General features: G+C 69.6%; 16 protein-coding genes. 7 read left to right on the top strand and 9 right to left on the bottom strand.

Going from position 1 to position 18,375, the window contains the following annotated elements; translation table 11 throughout:
* Positions 1-43: 43 nt before the first annotated feature.
* Together QJS31_RS31900 and QJS31_RS31895 are read left to right on the top strand one after the other, a co-directional pair.
* The gene (locus tag QJS31_RS31900; protein ID WP_372341708.1) at positions 44-640 is read left to right on the top strand and encodes a redoxin domain-containing protein; all 597 of its coding nucleotides are present in this window, start codon (positions 44-46) and stop codon (positions 638-640) included.
* Between the two features lie 21 nt (positions 641-661).
* A complete protein-coding gene (locus QJS31_RS31895; protein ID WP_282785666.1) occupies positions 662-1,603 on the top strand; it encodes a cytochrome c biogenesis CcdA family protein in 942 nt (313 codons plus the stop codon).
* A gap of 76 nt (positions 1,604-1,679) precedes the next feature.
* Here the strand turns inward: QJS31_RS31895 and QJS31_RS31890 are convergent, their stop codons facing one another.
* The 7 genes from QJS31_RS31890 to QJS31_RS31860 all read right to left on the bottom strand — a co-directional run bounded on the left by QJS31_RS31890 (position 1,680) and on the right by QJS31_RS31860 (position 6,470).
* Positions 1,680-1,883: a hypothetical protein gene (locus QJS31_RS31890; protein ID WP_282785667.1), complete on the bottom strand. Its 204-nt coding sequence runs from the start codon at positions 1,881-1,883 to the stop codon at positions 1,680-1,682.
* A 149-nt stretch (positions 1,884-2,032) separates the two neighbouring features.
* Complete coding sequence (locus QJS31_RS31885) at positions 2,033-2,347, bottom strand: DUF1707 domain-containing protein (RefSeq protein WP_282785668.1); 315 nt, start codon at positions 2,345-2,347, stop codon at positions 2,033-2,035.
* An 8-nt stretch (positions 2,348-2,355) separates the two neighbouring features.
* Positions 2,356-2,928: a hypothetical protein gene (locus QJS31_RS31880; RefSeq protein WP_306358462.1), complete on the bottom strand. Its 573-nt coding sequence runs from the start codon at positions 2,926-2,928 to the stop codon at positions 2,356-2,358.
* Between the two features lie 128 nt (positions 2,929-3,056).
* Positions 3,057-4,046, bottom strand: coding sequence for a TerC family protein (locus QJS31_RS31875; protein WP_282785670.1), 990 nt, complete (start codon positions 4,044-4,046; stop codon positions 3,057-3,059).
* A gap of 280 nt (positions 4,047-4,326) precedes the next feature.
* Complete coding sequence (locus QJS31_RS31870; protein ID WP_306358461.1) at positions 4,327-4,638, bottom strand: hypothetical protein; 312 nt, start codon at positions 4,636-4,638, stop codon at positions 4,327-4,329.
* Between the two features lie 23 nt (positions 4,639-4,661).
* Positions 4,662-5,903, bottom strand: coding sequence for an oxygenase MpaB family protein (locus tag QJS31_RS31865; RefSeq protein ID WP_306358460.1), 1,242 nt, complete (start codon positions 5,901-5,903; stop codon positions 4,662-4,664).
* 312 nt (positions 5,904-6,215) lie between these two features.
* The gene (locus QJS31_RS31860; RefSeq protein WP_282786432.1) at positions 6,216-6,470 is read right to left on the bottom strand and encodes a hypothetical protein; all 255 of its coding nucleotides are present in this window, start codon (positions 6,468-6,470) and stop codon (positions 6,216-6,218) included.
* A gap of 344 nt (positions 6,471-6,814) precedes the next feature.
* Here QJS31_RS31860 and QJS31_RS31855 point away from each other — a divergent pair, with 344 nt between their 5' ends.
* Positions 6,815-7,891: an AraC family transcriptional regulator gene (locus QJS31_RS31855; RefSeq protein WP_282785181.1), complete on the top strand. Its 1,077-nt coding sequence runs from the start codon at positions 6,815-6,817 to the stop codon at positions 7,889-7,891.
* A 693-nt stretch (positions 7,892-8,584) separates the two neighbouring features.
* Here QJS31_RS31855 and QJS31_RS31850 read toward each other — a convergent pair.
* A complete protein-coding gene (locus QJS31_RS31850; RefSeq protein WP_282785180.1) occupies positions 8,585-8,962 on the bottom strand; it encodes a hypothetical protein in 378 nt (125 codons plus the stop codon).
* Between the two features lie 223 nt (positions 8,963-9,185).
* On the opposite strand from QJS31_RS31850, the gene QJS31_RS31845 reads away from it, so the two are divergent.
* Positions 9,186-14,654 carry a carboxyl transferase domain-containing protein gene (locus tag QJS31_RS31845; protein WP_306358459.1) on the top strand — a complete coding sequence of 1,823 codons (5,469 nt, stop codon included), beginning with the start codon at positions 9,186-9,188 and terminating at the stop codon, positions 14,652-14,654.
* 66 nt (positions 14,655-14,720) lie between these two features.
* On the opposite strand, the gene QJS31_RS31840 is transcribed toward QJS31_RS31845, so the two are convergent.
* A complete protein-coding gene (locus QJS31_RS31840; RefSeq protein ID WP_306358458.1) occupies positions 14,721-15,146 on the bottom strand; it encodes a hypothetical protein in 426 nt (141 codons plus the stop codon).
* A gap of 215 nt (positions 15,147-15,361) precedes the next feature.
* Between QJS31_RS31840 and QJS31_RS31835 the strand changes: the two genes are divergently transcribed.
* The 3 genes from QJS31_RS31835 (at position 15,362) to QJS31_RS31825 (ending at position 18,358) form a co-directional block, all read left to right on the top strand.
* A complete protein-coding gene (locus tag QJS31_RS31835) occupies positions 15,362-16,630 on the top strand; it encodes a family 2 encapsulin nanocompartment cargo protein terpene cyclase (protein WP_306358457.1) in 1,269 nt (422 codons plus the stop codon).
* 46 nt (positions 16,631-16,676) lie between these two features.
* Positions 16,677-17,831: an LLM class flavin-dependent oxidoreductase gene (locus tag QJS31_RS31830; protein ID WP_306358456.1), complete on the top strand. Its 1,155-nt coding sequence runs from the start codon at positions 16,677-16,679 to the stop codon at positions 17,829-17,831.
* A 215-nt stretch (positions 17,832-18,046) separates the two neighbouring features.
* The gene (locus QJS31_RS31825; protein WP_282785136.1) at positions 18,047-18,358 is read left to right on the top strand and encodes a hypothetical protein; all 312 of its coding nucleotides are present in this window, start codon (positions 18,047-18,049) and stop codon (positions 18,356-18,358) included.
* Positions 18,359-18,375: the final 17 nt, after the last annotated feature.

The raw sequence follows: 18,375 nt of genomic DNA, 5'->3' as shown, positions 1-18,375 counted from the left end.
TCTGGGGCCGCCGCGCTGGGCGCGAAAGTCGTTCGAGGCTGTGATGATAGGCGTTCAGGGTTCCCATTCACCGACCGGAGGTTCACCGATTGTGAAGAGCGTTCGACTGCTGCTGCCGATACTCGCCGCCGTGCTGGTGGCGGCCGGATGCGGTGGTGACACCGAGGACGCGGCATCGACCACGGCGGTGTCGACCACGGCGGTGAGCGAAGCGCCGACCAGCGTCGCGGCGGACGCCCCCGTGCCGGAGGAACTACAGTTCACCGCGCAGACGATCGACGGCGCGGAGTTCTCCGGGGCCAGCCTGGCCGGGAAGAAGGCCGTGCTCTGGTTCTGGGCCCCGTGGTGTCCCACCTGCCAGCGGGAGGCACCCGGTGTCGCCGCGGCGGCCGCCGCGCATCCGGATGTGGAATTCGTCGGCGTGGCCGCGCGGGACGACCTGTCCGCCATGCGGGAATTCGCCGACAAATACGGTCTGACGTTCACCCAGATCGCGGATCTGGACGGTGCGGTGTGGCAGCGGTTCGGGGTGACCGCGCAGCCTGCCTTCGCCTTCGTGAGCAAGTTCTCCGATATCGACATGGTCCCGGGCAGCCTGAGTGCGGACGAGATCGCCACGCAGATCAAAGCTTTGGGCTGAGCCCGATGGATGCTGAGTCCCATGGATGCTGAGGTGCTCGGATTCGCCCTCGCGGCCGGATTGGTCGCGGCGGTGAACCCGTGTGGATTCGCCCTGTTGCCGGGCTATCTCGCCCTGGTGGTGGCCGGTGCGGATGACGCCGAACCCGGGCGGCTCGCTGCACTGGGCCGGGCATTGGCCGCCACCGTGGCCATGGCGACGGGATTCCTGCTCGTCTTCGGCGCGTTCGGCCTGGTGATCTCGCCGCTGGCGGTGTCGGTGCAGCGCTATCTGCCCGCGGCTACGGTCGTGATCGGGGTGGTGCTGGTGGGTGTGGGGGCATGGCTGCTGAGCGGCCGTGACATCGCGGTGGCGCTGCCCAAGCCGTCCCGCGGTGCGCCGAGCGCCCGGCTGGCGTCGATGACCGGCTACGGCGTGGCATACGCGATCGCCTCGCTGTCCTGCACGATCGGCCCGTTCCTGGCCGTCACCAGCAGCACCTTCCGCAGCGGATCGGTACTCGGCGGCATCGCCGCCTACCTCGCCTACGGTGCCGGAATGACGCTGCTGGTGGGCGTGCTGGCGGTGGTCGTCGCGCTGGCGGGTGCCGCCGCGACGGCGTGGACGCGAAAACTGCTGCCCTACATCGGCAGAGTCAGCGGCGTCCTGCTCGTGCTCTCCGGGCTGTACGTCACCTACTACGGAATCTATGAGCTGCGACTGTTCTTCGGCGACGGCGACGCCGACGATCCGGTGATCGTCGCCGCCAGCCGTATCCAGGAGGCGATCAGCCGCTGGGTCGGCGACCTCGGCTGGCGGCCATTGCTCGTCGTTCTCGTGGCGGTGTTCGCGGTCGCGGGAATCGGCTGGCGGCTGGTCCGAGCCCGGCGCCGAGGTGGTCGAGCTGGCAGGCGAGTCCGGATTCTCGCGTCTACGCGTCGCTCGGGGTTGGGGCTCACGCGAAGGTTCCGAGCCAGGGGGTGACGGCGTACAGGACGTCGGTGACCTACTCGGCGGTGCCTTCGGCGTGGACGCCGTGCCGGGACCGAGGGCGGTACCGTCAGGTGGGGCAGCCGACCGCGGCGGAGGAGCCGGTGGTGAGTGCGGCGACCAATCCGGCGAGCAGTCCGGCCGCGCATTCGGCCGACCAGCTCATCGCATTGGCGGCGACCGGTGTGGCGGCGGGATCGGCGTGGGCGGCGGCACCGCTGGTCAGGGCCGCGGCGGTGCACAGGATGAGAATCGGGCGAGTCAGTGTACGCATGAGCTGACCTCCGCTGTTTCCGAGCGATGGGTGCTGGTTGCTTGCGGTCGGACGCTATCAGCGACATCGGGGCGGATACAGCCGTCGGTTTTCGGGGCGCCGGTGTCGAGCCGACGTGCCCGAGCAGCCGCGGCTCCGGGTTGCCGCCGTCAGCCGCCCAGCATCGCGCCGATTCCCAGCACCGCGACCACTGCGACCACCACCAGCAGGAAGGCGGCGACGGCGACGAGTGCGGCGACGACCAAGGGGCGCAGTGGATTTCGTATGGTTGTTGTCACTGTGACGGCGGGTAGGTCGCGGGTCAGGCGGTCGAGGTCGGCGCGGCGGCGGGCGTGGGCGGCGGCGTCGGCGCGGGCGGCGAACTCGTCCGCGGTCAGGGTGCCGACGGCGAGTTGGGTGCGGAGCAGTTCGATGACTCGCTCCCGGTCGGCGGTGGTGGCGCGGGGTGGTGGTCCGAAGGGCATGGGTGTGGTCACTGTCTGGTCGGGTGGTTCAACCGGTGCCACGCCACGGTCCAAGCGGTGTCACGGCGGTGGTCGATCGCGGCGCGGGTGGCCCAGATCAGCAGTCCCGCGGTGGACCAGACCGAGAACAGGGCCACCATGCCCGCGCCGATGCCGTCGAGGAGAGCGTCGCCGGTGCGCAGGGGCGGGTCGACCGGGGTGCCGTCCGCGCCGATCCACACCGGGACTTCGTCGCCGCGGCCGGTGTCGTACGGGACCGGCGCGGTGCGGGTGTGTTCGTGTCCGTCGTCGTTCCATGAGACGCTGGCCAGGAAGCGGCGCTCGGATTTCTGGTGCGTCGGATCGTCGGTGATGGTCGCGGTGACAAGCGTCTTGGTGGCGTTGTCGGACAGGATGCGGGTGTTCGTGCGGCTGTAGGCTTCGGTACCGACGGCGCCCGCGATCGGGACGACGAGCAGGCACAGCGCCAACAAGGTTGCGATGGCGACGGTTTCGAAGCGCAGGGAGGCGGGCATCAGGGGGCTGGCGTTCCACGGTCGCATCCGCCAGAGCCGGACCGAGAGCGACGGGTAGCCAGACATCGCAGTCACCCACTTCCGGCGAACTGGCTGTCGTCTTGCACGCGCGATTGGTCGCACCTGCGATTATCCTACGCCGGCGGGTGTGCGTCAGATGATCCGTCGATGGCGCTGCGGCCGTGGACCTTCCATCAGTCGGGTTTGTCGGTGGTGTCCACGGAACCGGTGTTCGGGGACGGTGTCGATTCCTCCGGCGGCGGTCGGCCGATGCTGACCACCACCGAGATCGTGAGCACCACCACGACTACCGCCAGGCTCACCGGGGACGGGATCTCCGGGATGGCGGGCGTGATCGTCTTGTGGGCGGCCTGGAGGATCAGTTTGACGGCGATGAATCCGAGGATGATCGCCAGGCCGGTGGACAGATGGTGGAAGCGCGCCAGCATCCCGGAGAGCAGGAAGTACAGGGCGCGCAGCCCGAGAATGGCGAAAGCGTTGCTGGAGTAGACGATGAGCGGTTCCTGACTGACGGCCAGCACCGCGGGCACGCTGTCGACGGCGAAGACGATATCGGCCGCCTCGATGGCCACGACCACCACCAGCAGGGGAGTGGCCACCCACCGGCCCGCCGAGCGGACGAAGAAGTGCGCGCCGGAGTACTCGTGCTGGATCGGCATGATCCGGCGTACCAGCCGCACCGCCGTACTGCTGCCCGGATCGAAGGAGTTGTCGTCGTCGACGAGGAGTTTGTAGGTGCTGTAGAGCAGGATCGCCGCGAAGACGAACAGGACGGCGGTGAACCGCTGCACCACGGCGACGCCGAGGATCAGGAAGATGCCGCGGAACACCAGCGCGCCCAGCACACCGAGGAACAGCACCCGGTGCTGGTACTCGCGCGGAACCTGGAAGTACCCGAAGATCAGCGCGAAGACGAAGAGGTTGTCCACCGACAGACTCTTCTCCAGCAGCCAGGCGGTGGTGAACTCCACCGACGCGGTCGGGCCGACCGCGACCGCGACGAGTATCGCGAAGGCCAGCGACAGGCCGACCCAGAGAATGCTCCAGCGCAGTGCTTCCTTGAATCCGATCACATGCGGACCACGGTGCGCGACGAGATCGACGACGAGGCCGACGGTCACGGTTGTGCCGAACACCGCCCACAACCAGAGGGGGACGTCCATTTCCGCAGCTCCTCGGATTCTCGGCCCGGTGTGGAGTTCGGTCGCGCCGCATGGTGGGCGGTGGCTCGACCCGGAGCACCGACGCGTCGCCAGGATGACCGCGGCGTCGCCGAGATGCTCGCGGCTCGCGGTGCTTCGCGTCCGATCGGCCCTGTATCGACAGGCCGCCCTATCGACAAATGTACCGGAGCCGCGTGCCGTGACCGCGCTTTCCGGCTGCCACCACGGCCGATGGCGACGGCGGCTCCCGTTGCCGCCGTCGCCATCGGGTGGCCGGTGTTCAGTAGACCCGGGGTGCGCAGGGGCTGGGCAGGGCCGACAGAGTCGCCATCTCACAGATTGTGCCGGTCATGATGTGCAGGGGTGCGGCGACCAGGAGGGCGAGGATGCCGATGACATTGCCCTGCTGTGCGAACAGGGCGAGGGAGTCCGCGGCGGCCGATCCGGAGTCCAGGGCGGAGGAGCCGGTGCCGTCGGCGACGACGGCCACCGGGGGCGGTGCGGGTGCGGGTGCGGCGGCGGACTGGGCGGCGGTGGCCACGAGGGTGGTCGCGGTGATCGAGGCGACAGCGAGGTGCAGGGCGGAACGCATAGGGTGAATCTCCTGAGTATGGGTCAGCGCGGCGGCTGGCTGAGATCGCGGTTCATGGTCGGGATTTCGATGCTGATCGGCATGCGCAGATCGGCCAGGTAGATCAGGGCGGCCTGGCGCAGGAATTCGTCGAACATCCAGTACGCCTCCTGGGTGGGCGGGACGGCGGTGAGTACGCCTTCGCGGACCGCGATGAACGGTCCCCAGCTCGCCCGCAGCAGTGGGTCCCAGAGGATTTCGCGGGGGATGCCCAGGCCGTCGGCGATCCGGTCGCCGAGCAGGAAGCGGGTGAACGCGCCCAGCACCGGTCGGGTGACGATGGACAGGTCGAGCTGGTTGCCCAGTCCGAGCAGCCGGTCGGCGAGCTTCGCGCCCTCCGGGGTGACCGCGATGATCGGGTCGAGCACCTGTGCCGCTTGGGAATCGGCCTCGGCCCAGGAGTTGGGGATGTACTCGTCGCGGATGCCGAGCATATGCGCGGCCACCTGCCAGGAGTGCAGGAAGGCGTCGGATTCGTTGTCCGGGATCGGTACCCGCCAGGCGGTGAGGTGTTTCATGACCGTGGTCGGGAGGCTGTGCCAGGTGACCATCATGTCGTTCTGGCTGATCGGAATCTCCTCGGTGGCCATGGCTTTCCAGTGCGGCGACCGCGGCAGCAGATGCCGCACCCCGGCGTGGGCGAGCCGGGTCTTGACGCAGGTCACCACCATTTCGCCGGCGGGGGCGTAGGCATTGTGGGTGCCGATGTCGTAGCCGAGTTTGGCGGTTTTGGAGATGCGGTCGCGCAGGTCGTGCCCGCCCTTGGAGTAGTAGACCGCGCGGGCCTCCTTGGGGATGACCGTGCTCATCATGCCGCTGGCCAGCCCGTACAGCACACCGAGGTAGAGGCCACGCTTCTTGTTGAAGTCCACCGCGGTGGCGAGTTTCGCCGGGTCGGTCCAGTGCGGCAGCTGCCGGGCGTATTCCATGAAGTCGCGCAATTCCGTCGGCAATCCCGCGGGCAGGGGCTGTCCGTTGCGGGTCCAGGTTCGCAGCAGTTCGTTGACGCGAGGCACCTCGCCGCTGTCGATGAGACGGGCGATCACCGGATCGGCTTCGGCGTCCCAGACATACATCGGATCGGTTCCGCTCCCGTTTCCGGCCACCGACCCCTCCGGTGACCAGGTCCACGGTTGCGCCCGCGCGGGTGCGACGGCGGCCAGCGCGCCGAAAGCGCCTAGAGCCCCACCGACTTTCAGCGCGAATCGCCTGTTGAGATTGTCCATGTCCACTGCTCCTCATCGAGACTTTCGCAGAGAGTGAGGCACTGAAACGCTCACCGTATCTGCGTACCACTGATGAGAGCACAGAGTGGCGGTCATCACAAGGTGGTGCCCGTGATCGGTCGGATTATCGGCCGGAGCACGAGCTGTCCCAGTAAGTGGTGGCGGCATCGCCGGATCGGCTGTTCTCGAGTGCGGCGGGTGCGGGGTACGCGTGTGCTGGCCATGGCCCCGTGGCCGCAACCCCGCCGAGTCTCGCGGCAGGGCCGAAGGCGGCGTGCACCTGGGGGTTCGAGTGTTCGAACGGCGGTAGGGCTACGGCTGCCAGCGGGACGGGGGCCGCGTGTCGCGGCGTGCGTGGCGACCCGTGCTGCCGATCGAGATGCGGGGGATCGGCGGTCGGGGCGGGTGCGGTGTGGGCGCGGTGTCCGGGTCGACGCGGGGCAGGATCTGGGTGGGGCCGTCGAGTTCGTGGTGGAGTTGGGCGAGGAAGGCGTCGAGGCTGTCGAAGTGGGTGAGGATGGTCGACAGCAGTCGCAGGGCGCTGCCGTCGGTATCGGCCGTCGTCATACGTCTCCGCCGGAGGTTGGGCCCGGGGGCGGGCGGTGGGGGAGTGCGCGGCCCACCGGTGGGCCGATAGGGTTGTCGCGGTTGGGTTCCGCGCCCACCGGTGGGGTTGTGCGTGCGGCATCGGTCCCGCGTGTCGGTGGGGACCGTGGTGGGCCGCCAAGGGGCGGGCGGCCCACCGGGCATCAGGTTAGTGCGGGTCCGTTGCGCTCCGGAGCTGGTGCGCGGCCATGCTTCTGCGGATTTCGGCCACGGGTGCGGGTGCGACACGCCCGGATGTTCTTGAATTAGCTATGTAATTGCTGAACTGCGTCACGCTCGCTGTCCGATGGGAGATCATCTGCGGCATGCTCGTCGACTCATGGTGTGTGCGTTCGATACACAGTGCGGCGGTACTCGTCGACTACGCGGGTAACCGGTCGATGACCGCCGCACAGGCGCTGGCCGGAACCGGGCTCGCGGCCGCGGATCTGGAGGATCCGGACGTCGAGATCGACATCGCGCAGGAGTTCCGGATCGTCGACAACATCCTCACCGTGACGGGCGACGAACCAGGGCTGGGACTGCTGGCCGGCTTCTCCGTGCACCTGCCGATGCTCGGCAGCCTGGGCATCGCGTTGAGCAGCTGCTCGACCGTACGCGAGATGGCCGAACTGTGGGCCCGCTATGCCGATCTCTCCTTCGCCTACACCCGCTTCAGCCTCGCCGACACGGGGGATCGGGTGCTGGTGCGGCTGGACTCCGAGACCGTGCCCGCGCGGGTGCGGCGCTTCGCGATCGAGCGCGACCTCGCACTGGTGCGCACCGTGCAGCGGGAGCTGTTGAGCTGGGACGTGCCCGTGGAACGGCTCGAGGTGACGCTGCCCTACGCGCCGGTCTACGAGGCGGTCGGCGTGCTGCTCGGTATCGCCGACATCGTCTACGACCGACCCGCCGACGTACTCGTGCTGCGCAGCGCGGATCTGCAGCGGCCCATGCCGCAGGCCAACGCGGTGCTGCGCCGTCAGTACGAGCGGATGTGTGAGCGGTTGGTCGAGCGCCGCCGCGCGCGCATCGGACTCGCCGGACAGGTGCGTGCCCTGCTGGTCCGGCGCGGCGGCGCGGTCGACCAGGCTGCCGTCGCCGCGGATCTGCACATGAGTGTGCGCACGCTGCGCCGCCGCCTCGCCGACGAGGGCACCACCTTCCGCGAACTGGTCTGTGAGACAACGGGAATGCTCGCCGAGGAACTGCTCGCCGCGGGCTTCACCGTCGACACCGTCGCCAACCGCCTGGGCTACGCCAGCCCATCGGCCTTCACGGCCGCGTTCCGGGAGTGGACGGGACAGACCCCGGGCCGCTTCGCCCGCGCCGAGCAGATCGCGCCCCGCCGCAACGGCTCCGGGCCGGATAGGGCGAAAAGTCCGAACCCACACCGGGATTGATCCCGCCGCGGACCGAATCCGATGCTGAGCCGAGAATGCCGCTGCGTCCCACGCGGCACACCCTCGCCATCGGTGAAACTCGCGCCCCGCGGACCTGCCTCCGACACCGAATTGTCCTCGTGGGTGGCCCGGAACCCGCGCTACCGAGAATGCCGCCGCTGCTGGCGCTGCCGCCGCTGCTATCGGCACCGCCGCTGCCGCCGCTGCTATCGGCACCGCCGCTGCCGCCGCTGCTATCGGCACCGCCGCTGCTGGTGCTGCGCTGTTGCTGGTGCTGCGCTGCTGCGCCGTTGCCCCTGCCGCGCGGTTCCCCCCTTGCCGGGAACGCTCTCACCGCGCAGCGGAAGCCCACTGCCCGCGGGATCGCCTGGACCGCGGGGCTTCCGCTCCAGCCCGGGGCTGGAGCGAATGCCGGGTTTGCGACAGCGTGCGGTCCTTCCTGTCGAACCCGGGTTCCCGACCGAATGTTGGGTTGTCACCGAGCGCTGACCTCCGCTCGAACCCGGCTGGCTGTCGCGAATGACGGCGGCGGGAGTGGAACTGGTGAGGATGACACCGTCGGCCGCGTCGCCGACCAACCGGAGGGCTCGTTCGAGCCCGTTGCGAATCCGGGCCGTTCGAACGCGGGGGTCCCGGCCGTGCGTAGGCGGTGCGTTCGGGTGCGGTGGCCTACCGGCCTCTCGGGGACGGAGGTCAGCGCACCGCGTCGTCGCCGTGCGGGTGCGCGGCGGCGAGTCGTTCGGCGGCGACGCGGGCGATGGTGTGGACCTGGCGGGTGCGGGCCTCCGGGTGGGCGGTGCGTTGCTCCAGGGCGGTGGTGATGCGGGTGAGTGCGGTGGTCGCGTCCTGGACGGTCTGGTTGATCAGGCTGTGGCGGGCGGTGAGGTCGCGGTGGGCGTGGACGAGGTCGGTGTGGTGGCGTCGCAGCTCGGTGATCCGGTTGAGCAGATCGGCGACCTCCCGGGTGGTGAGGGTGACGGTCGGGTGGCCCTCGCCGCGCAGGATCGCCTCGGCGGAGATTTCGGCACAGCGGGCGTGCAGTAGGTCGAGAATGTCGGTCAGGGGGTCCACCTCCCACGGTGCGGCGGGGTTTTCGGGTGCCCCGTCGGTCGGTTTCGGCGCGCGGCCAGGGCTGCCCGGACGTCGTGCTCACCGTCGATTCGGAGACGATACGCGCGGGTAACACGGACTCGCATGTACATATGTGTGGGGTAAGGGTGCAGACTACCCGGGACAGCCAGTCGCACATCTCGCCCGATCGGGCCAACGTAGTGGAGTGGGAAGGAGTCGGCGAGTGTTCAGCCGTGTCGCCATCGTGAACCGGGGTGAGGCCGCCATGCGTCTCATCCATGCTGTTCGGGACCTGGCTGCGGAGACCGGATCGACGATCGAGACCGTCGCGTTGCATACCGACGTCGATCGGAATTCGACGTTCGTGCGCGAGGCCGATATCGCGTACGACCTGGGTCCCGCGTCCGCCCGCCCGTACCTGGACCTGAAGGCGCTGAAGCAGGCCCTGCTCGCGACGAAGGCCGACTCCGCTTGGGTCGGTTGGGGTTTCGTGGCCGAGGATCCGGCCTTCGCGGAACTGTGTGAGCAGATCGGCGTCACCTTCATCGGCCCGAGCCCCGAGGCCATGCGCAAGCTCGGCGACAAGATCGGCGCCAAGCTGATCGCCGAGGAGGTCGGCGTGCCGGTCGCGCCGTGGAGCCGCGGCGGAGTCGAGACGGTGGAGGACGCGGTCGCCGCGGCCGAGCAGATCGGCTACCCGCTGATGCTGAAGGCCACCGCGGGTGGCGGCGGGCGCGGCATCCGGAAGATCACCAGCGAGGCCGAACTCGTCGATGCCTATGAACGCACCCGGCAGGAAGCCGCGCGCGCGTTCGGCAGCGGTGTCGTGTTCCTGGAGCGCCTCGTCACCGGCGCGCGGCACGTCGAGGTGCAGGTGATCGCGGACGGTCAGGGCACCGCGTGGGCGCTCGGCGTGCGCGACTGCTCGGTGCAGCGGCGCAATCAGAAGATCATCGAGGAGTCGGCCTCGCCGGTGCTGCGGCCCGATCAGGCGGCCGAGCTGAAGGCGTCGGCGGAACGACTGGCCGTCGCGGTGGGCTACCGCGGCGCGGCCACCGTCGAATTCCTCTACCACCCCGGCGACGAGCTGTTCGCCTTCCTCGAGGTCAATACCCGACTGCAGGTCGAGCATCCGATCACCGAGTGCACCACCGGATTCGATCTGGTCCGAGCACAGCTGCACGTCGCCTCCGGCGGCAAGCTGGAGGGTGAGCCCCCGGCCGAACGCGGCCACGCCATCGAGGCGCGGCTCAACGCCGAGGATCCCGACCGCGACTTCGCGCCCGCCCCGGGCCGCATCGCCCGGCTGAATCTGCCCGCCGGGCCGGGCATCCGGGTCGACACCGGGGTCAGCGAGGGCGACACCATCCCGGCCGACTTCGACTCCATGATCGCCAAGATCATCGCCTACGGCCGCAATCGTGACGAGGCGCTGGGCCGCCTGCGCCGCGCGCTGACCGAGACCCGGGTCGTCATCGAGGGCGGCGCCACCAACAAGAGTTTCGTGCTCGAGCTGCTGAACCAGCCCGAGGTGATCGACGCCAGCGCCGACACCGGCTGGATCGACCGGGTGCGCGGCGAGGGCCGCCTGGTCTCCGACCGCCACTCCGCCATCGCGCTGGCCGCGGCCGCCATCGACGCCTACGAGGAGGACGAGCGGGTCGAGCGGCACCGGCTGCTGTCCACGGCGGCGGGCGGACGCCCGCAGGTGCAGCATCAGAGCGGCCGCCCCTGCGACCTGAAGCTGCGCGGCGTCGGCTATCGGGTGCGCGTGGCCCGGATCGGCGCGCACCGCTTCCGCATCGGCATCGAGTCCGGTGGCGATATCCGCACCGCCGACGTCGATCTGGAGCGTTTCGACAGCCACGCCGGGCAGATCGTGGTGAACGGCACCCGGTATCGCCTGATCACCGGTACGCACGGGCCGATCCACCTGGTCGAACTCGACGGCGTCACGCACCGGATCAGTCGCGACGAGGGCGGTGTCGTCCGCTCGCCCGCCCCCGCGCTGGTGGTCGCCACTCCGCTGGCCGTCGGCGACGAGGTCGAGGCGGGCGCACCGGTGCTGGTGCTGGAGAGCATGAAGATGGAAACGGTGCTGCGCGCGCCGTTCCGTGCCCGGCTCAAGGAATGCGCGGTCTCGGTCGGCACCCAGGTGGAGACCGGCGCGCCGCTGCTGCGGCTGGAGCCGCTGGTCGAGGACGGCGAGGAGGCCGAGACCGGTACCGCCGCCGCGGTCGACCTGGACCTGCCCGGCGAGGCCGCGCCGGTGCTGCCGCACGAGCGGCTGGCGCGCGGCATGCAGGATCTGCGCAGCCTGCTGCTCGGTTTCGACGTCGACCCGCACGATGAGCGCCGGGTGGTCGAGGACTACCTCACCGCGCGCCGGGCCGCAATCGCGGACAACCGCCGCCCGCTCGCCGAGGAACTGGAACTGCTGGAGGTCTTCGCCGATCTCGCCGAGCTGAGCCACAACCGCTCCGGTGACGAGGACGGTGGCCACGGGCACGTGCACAGTGCCCGCGAGTACTTCCACACCTATCTGCAGAGCCTGGACGCGGAGCGGGCGGGTCTGCCGGATTCCTACCGCGCCAAGCTGTCCCAGGCGCTGAGCCATTACGGCGTCACCGAGTTGGACCGGACGCCCGACCTCGAGGGCGCGGTGTTCCGCGTCTTCCTGGCCCAGCAGCGCCCGTCCGACACCGTCACCGTCATCACCACCCTGTTGCGCGAATGGCTGCGGGAGCCGGTGCCGGATCAGGCGCTGCGCGAACCGGTCGGGCTGGTGCTGGAGCGACTGGTGGTCGCCACCCAGGTGCGCTTCCCGGTGATCGCGGATCTGGCGCGCGGCGTGGTGTACGCCTGGTTCGGTCTGCCGCTGCTGCGGCGCAACCGCGCCCGCGTGTACACCAATGTGCGCAAACAGCTCAGCTACCTCGACGCGCATCCGGACACCCCGGATCGCGCCGACCGCATCGCGGAGATGGTGCGCAGCACCGAGCCGCTGGTGAAGCTGCTCGGCCAGCGTCTGGTGCGCGGCAGCGTGGACAACACCGTCATGCTCGAGGTGCTGACCCGCCGCTACTACGGCAACAAGGACCTCATCGGGGTGCGCGCCGAGGAGGTCGGCGGCTGCCGCTACGTCGTCGCCGAACGCCGCGGTTTGACCCTGGTGTCGGCGGCGGTGCGCTTCGACGCGCTCGACACCGCGCTGCGCGGGCTGGCCGAGCTGTCCGGCGGCGCGGCATCCATCGAGGCCGACATCTATCTCAGCTGGGAGAACCAGCCCGAGGATTTCGAGGCCATGGCCGCGGCGTTGCAGGAAAAGCTTGCCGCGCAATCGCTTCCGAATCAGGTGCATCGCATCACCACCACCGTCGCGGGCAGCGGCGGCGCGGTCATGCACCATCACTTCACCTTCCGACCGTCGGCGACCGGGATGGCGGAGGAGCGGCTCATCCGCGGTCTGCATCCGTTCATCGCGCAGCGCATGCAGATGAAGCGGCTGCGCAAGTTCGACCTGACCCGACTGCCGTCCTCGGACAACGACGAGGTGTACCTGTTCCGCGCGGTCGCCAAGGAGAACCCCTCCGACGAACGGCTCATCGCCTTCGCGCAGGTGCGCGACCTGGCCGCGCTGCGCGAGCACGACGGCCGCCTGCTGGCGCTGCCGACGGCCGAGATCGCCGTGGCCACCTGCCTGGACTCGATTCGCCGGGCGCAGGCCCAGCGGCCATCGGCCAAGCGCTTCAACACCAACCGCATCGTCATGTACATCTGGCCTCCGGTGGATGTCACCCGCGAGGAGTTGGAGACGGTGATCGGCGGGCACGTGCTGCCGATGACGGTGGGCGCGAACCTCGAGGAGATCCTGCTCATCGCCCGGCAGCGCGATCCGCGCAGCGGTGAGCTGACCAAGGTCGCGGTCCGCATCTCCTTCGACGCCACCGGCACCCCGCAGGTGAGCGTGGGCGAGCGCACCGACGAGGCGGTCGAGCCGATCGACGCCTACCGGCAGAAGGTGTTGCGCGCCAGCAGCCGCAATACCGTCTACCCGTACGAGCTCACCGGTCTGCTCGGGGAATTCACCGAATACGACCTCGACGCCGACCACGCCCTGGTGCCGGTGGATCGGGCCAAGGGGCGCAATACCGCGGCCATGGTCGCCGGTGTGGTCACCACCCCGACCGAACTGCACCCGCAGGGCGTCACCCGCGTGGTGCTGCTCGGTGATCCGACGAAATCCCTCGGCGCGCTGTCGGAACCGGAATGCCGCCGGGTGATCGCGGCACTGGATCTGGCGGAGCGGATGCGGGTGCCGCTGGAGTGGTACGCGCTGTCCTCGGGCGCGCGCATCTCCATGGAGTCGGGTACCGAGAACATGGACTGGGTGGCGGCCGCGCTCAAGCGCATCGTCGAGTTCACCCAGGACGGCGGTGAGATCAATATCGTGGTCGCGGGCATCAATGTCGGCGCGCAGCCGTACTGGAACGCCGAGGCCACCATGCTCATGCACACCAAGGGCATTCTGGTGATGACGCCGGATTCGGCCATGGTGCTCACCGGCAAGCAGTCCCTCGACTTCTCCGGCGGCGTCTCGGCCGAGGACAACTTCGGCATCGGCGGTTACGACCGCGTGATGGGTCCGAACGGGCAGGCGCAGTACTGGGTGCCGAACCTGACCGCGGCCCGCGACGTGCTCATGTCGCACTACGAGCACACCTACGTGGCCCCGGGCGAGCAGGCGCCGCGCCGGGCACGGACCACCGATCCGGTCGACCGCGACGTCTCCTCCTTCCCGCACACGCTGGCGGGCAGCGACTTCACCACCGTGGGTGAGATCTTCTCCGCCACCGCCAATCCGGATCGCAAGAAGCCCTTCGACATTCGGACCGTCATGCGGGCGCTGGCCGACCAGGACCACCCGGTCCTGGAGCGCTGGGCCGGGATGGCCGACGCCGAGACCGCGGTGGTGCAGGACGCGCACCTGGGTGGAATTCCGGTGTGCCTGCTCGGTATCGAGTCCCGCGGGGTGCCGCGCCGGGGCTTCCCCGCCACCGACGGACCCGACACCTACACGGCGGGAACGCTGTTCCCGCGCTCGTCGAAGAAGGCTGCGCGGGCGATCAACACCGCCAGCGGGAACCGGCCGCTGGTGGTGCTGGCGAATCTGTCGGGCTTCGACGGCTCCCCGGAGTCCATGCGCAAGTTGCAGCTCGAGTACGGCGCCGAGATCGGCCGGGCGATCGTGAATTTCGACGGGCCGATCGTGTTCTGCGTCATCTCGCGGTATCACGGCGGTGCGTTCGTGGTGTTCTCCAAGGCGCTCAACCCGAATATGACCGTACTCGCCATCGAGGGCTCCTACGCCTCGGTGCTGGGCGGCGCGCCCGCCGCGGCGGTGGTGTTCTCCGGTGAGGTGAACGCCCGCACGGCAGGCGATGCGCGGGTGCGGGAGCTCCAGGAGCGGGCCGCCAATGCCATCGGCGCCGATCGCGCGGCGCTGACGGCGGAACTCGACGAGCTGCGGGCCTCGGTCCGCGCGGAGAAGCTCGGCGAGGTGGCCGCGGAATTCGACGGTGTGCACGACATCCAGCGCGCCGTCGACGTCGGCTCGGTGGACGCCATCATCCGTGCCGCCGAACTGCGGCCGCGCATTATCGAGGCCATCGAGGCCGGTCTGTCCGCCTGACCACGCACCGACGGGTCCGGCACGCCGCGCGAGCGGTGTGCCGGACCTCGTCCGTTTCGGGGCGGCTCAGGGGGCCGCGGCGATGGCCAGCCCGATGAGCGTGACCACCTTCCCGGCCTCCAGGCCGACGTACCAGTAGTGCGCCCCGGAGCGGGGGAGCGTCTCGCCCGCCAGCACGCGGTCGGAGCGGCGGGTGAGCACCGGCCGCACGACGACGAGTTGACCGAGCAGGACGGCGATCGCGCCGCCGAGCCACCACCAGGTGGCCGGGGCCGGGCCCACCGCCCCGGCGGCGGCGAGCAGCAGCGCCGCGATCATCGCTTCGGCTGTGTTCAGCGCCCGGAAGACGATGCGGCCGATACCCAGGCCGAGCGGGATGGTGATGCCCGGCGCACGGAACTTCAGCGGGGCCTCCAGGAACGAGATCGCCAGCACCATGCCGAGCCAGAGCATCGGCAGGAACCAGAGCAGGTGCTGCGCAACAGCCTTCATGATCGTCGACGCTACCCGGCGGGACGGCACGCACCAGGGACTTTGGTCCCGTCCTGCGGCCCGGAACGACGATTCGATGTCGCTGGGCGGTCATCCGGGTTCCGCAGAGAATCACGCAATCGTCTGCGGCGTCGGCCGCGAGGCCGGATAGTCGATGGTGTTCTCCATCTACGCATTGCCTCCACCTGATGACCCCTCGTGGCAGGAGCAGCACGATGACAACAATCGACAACGACAGCGGTGCACTCGGCGCGGGTGCACTCGGCGCGGTGCGGTCCCCGGTACTCGGTGGGCCCCGCGGACTGGGAACCGAACTCGCCAGGATCTTCTCCACCACGCGGCCGGACGTGACACCGGCTCTACCGGAACCGGATGGGACGGACCGATGCGCGCCCGCCGGGCGGGACTCGATCGCCACCGCCGTGCTGAACCCCGCACATCTCGCGGAACGGTTGGGCGAGAGCGCGTTTCGGATACCGGTTCGGCGGCTCGCCGATGCCGAGCCCTATCGCGAATTCGAATGGGGCGACGGCTCCGCGTCGCCGGTCTACTGTCCGCCCGCCGCCCGCGTCGACGACAATCTGGCCGCGGCGATCGACGACCGCCTGGTGGTGTGGGCCGAATCCATCGGCTGCACCGACGACGAACTCGACAAGCTGCGCGAGACCGGCTACGGGCGGCTGGTCATGTTGACCCACACCGATTCCGACGATCCCGACCGCCTGCTGATCGCCGCCCAGATGAACACCGCGTGGTGGATGGCCGACGACTACTACGCCGACGATTCGGCGCTGGGCGCGGATCCGACCCGGCTGCCGCAGCGCCTGACCATGGCCATGGCCGCACTGGACCCGGTACCCGACGCGGGCGAATTCAGTGTGCCGCTGGCGGAGACGCTGCGCACCGACAAGGTACTGCGCGCCTTCGATTCCGCCGTCTCGAATCTGCGCCGCCACGCGACCCCGGATCAGGTGCAGCGCGCCTGCTACGCGACCTTCTCCATGTTCGTGTCCTGGACCGCGTACGCGGCCTGGCGGCACACCGGGCAGGCGCCGTCCGCGTGGGAGTATCTCGCCGCCCGCCAACATGATTCGTTCTACACCTCGATGACGCTGATCGACCCGGTGGCGAGTTACGAGGTACCCGCGAATCTGTTCTACGACGAACGGGTGCGCCGGGCCGCGTTCCGAGCGGGCACCGCGTGTGTGCTCGTCAATGATCTGCTCTCGGTGAAGAAGGACGCCGCCGACGCGAATCCGGTCTGCAATATGGTGTTGCAGATCGCGGCCGATCGCGGCTGCTCGCTGGCCGAGGCCACCGAGATCACCGTCGACCTGCACAACCGCACGGTGCGGGCGTTCGAGGCCGAACATCGCGCGCTGCGGGCTATCCCGTCGCCGGAATTGCAGCTGTTCCTGCGCGGGGTCCGCGATTGGATCGGCGGCTCGTTCGAGTGGCACAACACCAATCCCCGCTATCGATAGCGCGCGAACAGCGCTGTGGCACACCATGATCGCCAGGAGAACTGTGATGTCGGATGCGCGGAAGTCCTTCGCCGTCGGTACGCTCACCGGGATCAACCCGCCGCTGGGGGCGGCACGATTCGTGGTGCGCATGGCACGGCTCGGGCGGTTGGATTCGGTACTGGCGACCGATCATCTGATCAGCGTGTTCCCCAGGGCCGCCTGGGATGCCGACTTCACGCCGCAGGCGAAGACCGTGCGCAGCCCGGATGAGCAGTTCGACTTCGCCCCGCTGCTCGCGCATCTGGCCGCGAGCGCGGGGCGGGTGCAGCTGGGTGTCGGCGCCACCGACCCGCACCGCCGCCATCCGGTGCTGCTGGCGCAGACCTTCCTCACCCTGGCGCATATGACCGAGCGCGCGCCCATTCTCGGCATCGGATGCGGTGAGCGGGAGAACCTCGAACCCTACGGATTCGAGTGGGACCGGCCGGTGGATCGGTTCGAGGAGGCATTGCGGGTGCTGCGCGCCGCCCTGACCGCGACCGAACCCATGACCTTCACCGGCCGCTACTACCGCCTGGACCGCGCCCCGATGGATCTCACCGTTCCCGCCGACCGGCTGCCGCGCCTCTGGATCGGCGCGCACGGCCCGCGCATGCTGGCGCTGACCGGGCGCTACGGCGACGGCTGGTATCCATGGGAGTCCATGTCCCCGGACGAGTATCAGCGGCGGCTCGCGCTGGTGCACGACGCCGCCCGCGCGGCCGGTCGCGATCCCGAGGCCATCGTGCCCGCCGCGATGATCACCATGCTCACCGCCCGCACACCCGCGGGCCTGCGCCGCATCCTGCGCGCCCCGGCCGTCCGCTACCTGGGCCTGTTCGCCCCGGCGGCGGTCTGGACCCGCTGCGGCGCGAAACACCCCTTCGGACCGGACTTCCGCGGCCTGATCGACCTGATGCCACACCACCTCACCGCGACCGACGTGCGCGCGGCCATTGCCGAGGTGCCCGACGAGGTCCTGCACCAATGGCTGGTCATCGGCACCCCCGGCGACATCCTGAACCGGCTGCGCGCCCTGGCCGACGCGGGCCTGCGCCACGCCATCGTCTTCCCCAGCTCCGCCTTGGTTTCCGCCGCCGACGCCGCCTTCGGCTACGGCGTGGTGCTCTGGCTGGCCGCCCGACTCCGCCGCGGCGCGGGTTCCCGACCGACCGGCTAGCGCGCGTCCCGGTGAGCTGGTGGCCCGGACCTCGGTCACCGATCGGACCGCGTTGGCACGGAGCCGTCTCCGGGTGAGCACGGAGGCGGGAGGCGGTGGGGAAGGCATACCTTCGAGATGGGCGGTCGCCGACCGGGAAGGACGGATCGGCATCGGCTCACAATTCGCACCGAGTCGGCGAAATATGCTGCGGTGCACAATAATCGGAGGGAATTATGAAAATTCGAGCACTGTGGACCGCGGCCGCCGTCGCGTTGATGACCGTTCTCGGGTGCGGGGTCGCCTCGGCCTTCCCGTATATCCATCCGGACCTGGTCACACCGGGAGCGCAGGGGATCGTCACCACCACCGATCCGCTGGATCAATCGTCCACCTGTCTGCTGTACGGGCTGCCCGGCGTCGGTGTCGCCACCACACCGGGCGGCGGTGTCGGCGGACCCGCTGTGCCGTTTCTGGCACCGGGGTCGGTGAACGGGGTGTGCCTGGGGGGCGACGGCATCGCGTTTCCCAGCGGATTCGTGGGCTGACCGGGCTCGCTGACGAG

The sequence above is a fragment of the Nocardia sp. CC213A genome (genome assembly GCF_030766805.1).
GTDB classification, from domain to species: Bacteria; Actinomycetota; Actinomycetes; order Mycobacteriales; family Mycobacteriaceae; genus Nocardia; species Nocardia otitidiscaviarum.
The sequence above is the reverse complement of the archived record's forward strand: the minus strand, read 5'-3'. Positions and strand labels throughout refer to the sequence as shown.

Excerpts from the sequence above, each read along its gene's own strand:
- QJS31_RS31855 (WP_282785181.1), top strand. The coding sequence starts at position 6,815 with ATGCTCGTCGACTCATGGTGTGTGCGTTCGATACACAGTGCGGCGGTA.
- QJS31_RS31900 (WP_372341708.1), top strand. The coding sequence starts at position 44 with ATGATAGGCGTTCAGGGTTCCCATTCACCGACCGGAGGTTCACCGATT.
- QJS31_RS31885 (WP_282785668.1), bottom strand. The coding sequence starts at position 2,347 with ATGCCCTTCGGACCACCACCCCGCGCCACCACCGCCGACCGGGAGCGA.
- QJS31_RS31825 (WP_282785136.1), top strand. The coding sequence starts at position 18,047 with ATGAAAATTCGAGCACTGTGGACCGCGGCCGCCGTCGCGTTGATGACC.
- QJS31_RS31890 (WP_282785667.1), bottom strand. The coding sequence starts at position 1,883 with ATGCGTACACTGACTCGCCCGATTCTCATCCTGTGCACCGCCGCGGCC.
- QJS31_RS31875 (WP_282785670.1), bottom strand. The coding sequence starts at position 4,046 with ATGGACGTCCCCCTCTGGTTGTGGGCGGTGTTCGGCACAACCGTGACC.
- QJS31_RS31870 (WP_306358461.1), bottom strand. The coding sequence starts at position 4,638 with ATGCGTTCCGCCCTGCACCTCGCTGTCGCCTCGATCACCGCGACCACC.
- QJS31_RS31895 (WP_282785666.1), top strand. The coding sequence starts at position 662 with ATGGATGCTGAGGTGCTCGGATTCGCCCTCGCGGCCGGATTGGTCGCG.
- QJS31_RS31880 (WP_306358462.1), bottom strand. The coding sequence starts at position 2,928 with ATGTCTGGCTACCCGTCGCTCTCGGTCCGGCTCTGGCGGATGCGACCG.
- QJS31_RS31835 (WP_306358457.1), top strand. The coding sequence starts at position 15,362 with ATGACAACAATCGACAACGACAGCGGTGCACTCGGCGCGGGTGCACTC.
- QJS31_RS31865 (WP_306358460.1), bottom strand. The coding sequence starts at position 5,903 with ATGGACAATCTCAACAGGCGATTCGCGCTGAAAGTCGGTGGGGCTCTA.
- QJS31_RS31840 (WP_306358458.1), bottom strand. The coding sequence starts at position 15,146 with ATGAAGGCTGTTGCGCAGCACCTGCTCTGGTTCCTGCCGATGCTCTGG.
- QJS31_RS31830 (WP_306358456.1), top strand. The coding sequence starts at position 16,677 with ATGTCGGATGCGCGGAAGTCCTTCGCCGTCGGTACGCTCACCGGGATC.
- QJS31_RS31860 (WP_282786432.1), bottom strand. The coding sequence starts at position 6,470 with ATGACGACGGCCGATACCGACGGCAGCGCCCTGCGACTGCTGTCGACC.